A 5,174-nucleotide genomic window follows, 5' to 3' on the forward strand; every position below is an offset into this window, starting at 1 on the left:
AAGGACGAGACAGGCATCTTGCTCGTGTTGGTTACAACAATGTAGCTCCTTTTTTTGTATCTAATGTTTACGACTACGTTTAAACCACGTCTATTTTCTCCTCTTTTTAATGCATATTTATGTAAAATGAATTTCGGCAAGTTTAGGTAACAGGTCTCACGATTTCTACCAAAACGAATCAACCGTATTGAATAGTGAATGGGATTTAAAGTCAAATAGAATAATTCCTTACCTTAGGAAGAACAACCAACCACTTCCTTTCTATGATCAACTTCTTTAGAGGACAGAGCGTTAAAAAAACATTCAGTGAATGTTTTTAGTGAATGGGCCAGCCTGCCGCGCTGGCATTTAAAACAAATACTATGATTAATTTCTTTAGACGCATTCGCAAAAAACTGGCTGACGATAATCAGTTCTTCAAATATTGGAGATATGCTATTGGGGAGATTGTATTGGTTGTAGTCGGGATATTAATTGCCTTGCAGATTAATAATTGGAATGAAAAAATCAAGACCCAGGAGAATGTACAAGCTCAATTAACTAATCTTATTGGTGCGATCGAAAGTGATGTAAAAAGCTATGAACATCTTTTGGCCCAAGAAGGATTTCGATTACATGCTGTAAAATACTTATTAGGACTGGCTGAAGAAGAAATTCTCATTTACGAATATGACTACCATAAATTTCCAAATAATCAATGGTCTTTTATGTGGGACAAACCAATTCCCGAAGAATATGATGAGGAATATATTAGAACTTGTTTATCTGTCTTAGATAATGGCCCAGCTGGGTCAATTATAAATGAATCAGCTATTAGTGAGTTTAATTCTACTGGATTATTCTCTTCATTGAAAAATGAAGAACTCAAAAAGAAAATCAATGAATATTACATCTATACTGATACTAGGTATGTTGGTCGGTCTTGGGAATACAAACTTGATATATCGTTGCAAATAAGAGATTTCTTACTCGATCAACACCAAATAGATAGCAGAAGGGTAAGAGATGTGAAAGGCATTATAGAATTATTTAAAAATGATACTGTAATAACTTCAAAGCTCCACATTTTGCTAGATAACATATCTTGGAGCTGCCAGACATTTTTGAACAGTCGCCAAAAGGCCTTGCAGGTATTGGAAGACATTAAGGCCGAGTTGCAATCAACATAATTAATTTAGTACAATGACACTCTACGAATACAAAATCCTTTCAGAAGATGACAAGTACAATACTTAATTTTCCAAAGGCAAGTTCCTGGATATAGTAATGGCAGAGGTATATTAGTATGCATATAACGAGTGGTATGCCATTAAATTAACTAACATGAAACCATTTAGCTTACTCAGTATAATATTATTACTACTGTCTTCTTGCAATAATAGATCAACAGAAGATCAAGTTAGGGAATGGATAGCCGAAAACGCAATCTCAATTGAAACCGTAGAGGCGAGTAGTGGTTTTGAAGATCTCAAACCCATCGGTGATATCATAGAAGATGCCCGGATCGTATCATTGGGGGAGCCAACTCACGGCAACCGTGAAGTCTTTCAGCTAAAACACCGCCTTTTAGAATATCTGGTTACCGAAAAGGGCTTCAATATTTTTGCCTTGGAATGTCCCTTTGGTGAGGCTTTCGATGTTAATCGTTATGTAGTAGATGGTATCGGTGACCCTGAAAAGGCACTTGCCGGGATTTACTTTTGGACCTGGGATACCCAAGAGGTCTTGGAGCTCATTAAATGGATGCGTTCTTATAATGCGAACCCGGAAAATAAACGCAAAGTTAAATTCTATGGATTCGACCCCCAAGACCCGCAACGGGCTGCAAGAGTGATGTTGGAGTACTTGAAAAAGGCAGATCCAATACTTGAGAAAGCCGTACGTCCTGAATTAGGTATTCTCGAATTTCCGTTTTCAGATCCACGAGCATTAGGAAGGAGACAATGGATTCCTAAAGAATATGATTCTTTGTCGGTAAAGAAAATTCAAAAAGTAGTGCAGGCTCTTAAAGACAACAAGGAAACCTATGTGGGTAATACTAGCTTAAAAGAATACCAATTGGCTAAACAGCATGCAAGGCAAATCGAAATTTATATTTCTGATTGGGTTGGTGGGGATTACAATAGAGACTACGGTCAAGCCGAAAATATTAGGTGGACATTAGACTATGAAGGTGAAGATTCTAAAATGATTGTTTGGGCACACAATTTTCATGTTAGCAATATGATTATTGCTAAAAAAGATAATGAAGGTTTGGATTATGATGATTATAAATGCATGGGCTTCCATCTTAAAAAATGGTATGGCGCTCAACTTAAAATCGTTGGTCTTTTTTACAATCAAGGTGAGTTTTCAGCTTTAGATGAAAATATACCTTCGGCTGGTTTTAAAACTTTTAATGTTGGTAGCGCCAAAGAAGGCTCTTTAGAACATACCTTGATAAATGCGAATTTATCGAATGCGTTTTTAGACTTCTCTAATCTCCCTAAAAATGGGCCCATTTATGACTGGTTTAATAAACCCATACTCACAAGATATTCCTGGGGGTTTTACAATCAAAGCAAGTCCGAAGACTATTACCAGTTGCACAAGCTTTCAACAGAATTTGACGCCCTTCTTTTTTTCGATAAAACAACAGCTACCGTGCCCATTGATAAATCAGATTACGATCATGCTTGGTTGTTTAATAAAAAACTTGAACGCCCAACAAATTTAAATTTTGAAGAAAGCAACCTAGGTGAAACACCAAAAGGATGGATTGCTTGGTCTAAGTTCAAACGATTAGGAGTAACCATGAGCACCAATGACGATGCGTTCAGCGGCAAAAAATCCTTAAAGATTCACAGACAAGATGGCCCTGCATATGGCGAGATAGGCCCCAACGTATTTCAAGTTATAGATGCATGCCCGTATAGGGGTAAAACAATACGTTTAAAAGCGATGGCAAAAGCCAATACAACCAGCTTTGGGCTTCTACACTTGCTTATAGAACAAAACACAATAAACCAAACCTATGTCGGCCTACCTCCGCTGTTTGACAGTCTAGATGCTTTTAAAATTCAAAGTGCTGAATGGGAGCAGATTGCTATTGAGGCCTATGTGCCCGAAAGCGCGTATTCCATTACCTATAGTGTTCACCTAAGAGATTTTGGCACAGTTTGGCTTGATGAAATAGCAATTGAAATTATAGATTGAATTGAAAAACAATAAGCAAAAACGGCACACAACAACACCTATACGCAATGCCCTCGCTAGCGCGAGCCTGCTTTATCGGCCAAAATGTAATGAAGGAGGGCTTGTCGTCCGAAATGAAATGAAGGACGAGACAGGCATCTTGCTCGTGTTGGTTACAACAATGTAGCTCCTCTATTTAATGCATATTTACATAAAATGAATGTCGGCAAGTTTAGGTAACAGGTCTCAGGATTTCTACCAAAACGAATCAACCGTATTGAATACGAAGGCATGATTTAAGTATCCTGATAAAAAGTCACGAAAGCTATTCTTATCCGAAATATTATTGCCATAAAGAGGTATATTAGTATGCATACAAGGAGTTGTGTGTAAGCTACAAAACAAGATTAAAAAAAAATTAAATGAAACAAACCGGATCTGTTATAATTCCAACAATGAGATACAAAGATGCTCCAGCAGCAATTGAGTGGCTATGTAATGCTTTCGGATTTGAAAAGCATTTGGTTGTGCCAGGTGAAAATGAAACTATCGCTCATGCACAGTTAAATTTTGGTAATGCTATGATCATGTTAGGGTCTGAAAATGATAACGAATATGGTAAATTCGTCAAAACACCTAATGACTTAAATGGAATTAATACGCAAACTCCGTATATCATTGTTGAAGAAATCGATGACCATTATAGTAGGGCAATTAAAGCTGGAGCAAGAATAGTATTAAATATAAAAGACGAGGACTATGGTGGTCGTGGATACAGTTGTCAAGATCCGGAAGGGTACATATGGAATTTTGGCTCATATAATCCATGGACATAATTAAAAAAAGTAAACACACAACAACATTTATAATTCATGCTTTACATTAACATCAATTAAAATTTCTAACTTTAAACCAACATCTGATTTGCAGCCGAATCTTACTTACGCCTGATTCCGCACAAATCAAACACGAACACCTTGGCTACAATTCTATAAAGCATTTCGTCCTTAATTATTGACACTTCAGTCAAAAAATATTTGACTAAATCATCTATTATTAGAATTTTACCTAGTAAAACTTAATAGTATGAGGCTTCTTATAATTGGGGGAACTGGTAAAACTGGTAGAAAAATAATTGAGCAAGGGCTCACCCAAGGACACCAAATAACCGCTATAGTAAGAAAACCCAGAAAATTAAAAATCGATAACCCAAGTTTAAGTATCGTAAAAGGGAATGTACTTATTCCAAAAAGTATTGAAGATTCTTTTAAGGGACAAGACGCTGTCCTTTCTGCACTTGGCCACAAACGATTCTTTATTAAGACCACCATTCTTTCAAGAGGAACAAAAAATATTATAAATGCTATGCGCAAAAATCGGGTAAACCGTTTTATTTGTATTACGTCCCTCGGTATAAATGACAGTAAATTTAAACTTGGATTATACTACACCCTGTTTACTATTCCCGTAATTCTATTTTTCTACTTCTTGGACAAATCCAAACAGGAACAACTAATAATGGGAAGTAACTTAGATTGGACAATTGTTCGTCCCGGTCAATTAACGAATGGAAAATTGAGGACGAATTACCATCATGGTACAAAGGTTGGACATTATTTAATAACCAAAATGATATCGCGCGCAAGCGTTGCCCATTTTATGTTAAGTCAACTTACAGGCACCAACAAGTATCAGAAAGCGGTTTGTATAACCAACCAAAAGATAATTTTTTGATTTATACAGGAATTGCAGATACTAAAGTCGCTTAGTAGTACTATATTGAAAGCGCTACCCTAAGCCTGCCTTTAAATAAGTTGTAGTAAAAGCACAGTGGTAAAGTCAAAACACATTCTATTCCTTATTATCTTTTCGCAATTCTGCTGTATCTCTTTGTGGTTTGCGGGAAATGGAGTGTTGGATGATCTGAGGACTAATTTCGATCTTAGTGTGCAAGCGCTTGGACATCTTACCTCCGCAGTGCAGTTCGGATTTATTAGTGG

The 5,174-nt window shown here is 36.6% G+C and carries 4 protein-coding genes and 1 pseudogene; all 5 read left to right on the plus strand.

Features of this window, described 5'->3' with window-relative positions; genetic code table 11:
* The first annotated feature begins 362 nt into the window (after window positions 1-362).
* The gene (locus Q0X89_RS17330; protein ID WP_297696531.1) at window positions 363-1,169 is read left to right on the plus strand and encodes a DUF6090 family protein; all 807 of its coding nucleotides are present in this window, start codon (window positions 363-365) and stop codon (window positions 1,167-1,169) included.
* Window positions 1,170-1,323: 154 nt separating this feature from the next.
* The gene (locus tag Q0X89_RS17335; protein ID WP_297696533.1) at window positions 1,324-3,195 is read left to right on the plus strand and encodes an erythromycin esterase family protein; all 1,872 of its coding nucleotides are present in this window, start codon (window positions 1,324-1,326) and stop codon (window positions 3,193-3,195) included.
* Window positions 3,196-3,596: 401 nt separating this feature from the next.
* The gene (locus Q0X89_RS17340; RefSeq protein ID WP_297696535.1) at window positions 3,597-4,010 is read left to right on the plus strand and encodes a VOC family protein; all 414 of its coding nucleotides are present in this window, start codon (window positions 3,597-3,599) and stop codon (window positions 4,008-4,010) included.
* 250 nt (window positions 4,011-4,260) lie between these two features.
* Window positions 4,261-4,908 carry an NAD(P)-dependent oxidoreductase gene (locus Q0X89_RS17345; protein WP_297696537.1) on the plus strand — a complete coding sequence of 216 codons (648 nt, stop codon included), beginning with the start codon at window positions 4,261-4,263 and terminating at the stop codon, window positions 4,906-4,908.
* Between the two features lie 96 nt (window positions 4,909-5,004).
* Window positions 5,005-5,174, plus strand: a pseudogene (locus Q0X89_RS17350) (MFS transporter); the annotation flags it as partial.

Source organism: uncultured Eudoraea sp. (assembly GCF_947258525.1).
Classification (GTDB): Bacteria; Bacteroidota; Bacteroidia; order Flavobacteriales; family Flavobacteriaceae; genus Eudoraea.

Excerpts from the sequence above, each read along its gene's own strand:
- Q0X89_RS17345 (WP_297696537.1), top strand. The coding sequence starts at position 4,261 with ATGAGGCTTCTTATAATTGGGGGAACTGGTAAAACTGGTAGAAAAATA.
- Q0X89_RS17340 (WP_297696535.1), top strand. The coding sequence starts at position 3,597 with ATGAAACAAACCGGATCTGTTATAATTCCAACAATGAGATACAAAGAT.
- Q0X89_RS17335 (WP_297696533.1), top strand. The coding sequence starts at position 1,324 with ATGAAACCATTTAGCTTACTCAGTATAATATTATTACTACTGTCTTCT.
- Q0X89_RS17330 (WP_297696531.1), top strand. The coding sequence starts at position 363 with ATGATTAATTTCTTTAGACGCATTCGCAAAAAACTGGCTGACGATAAT.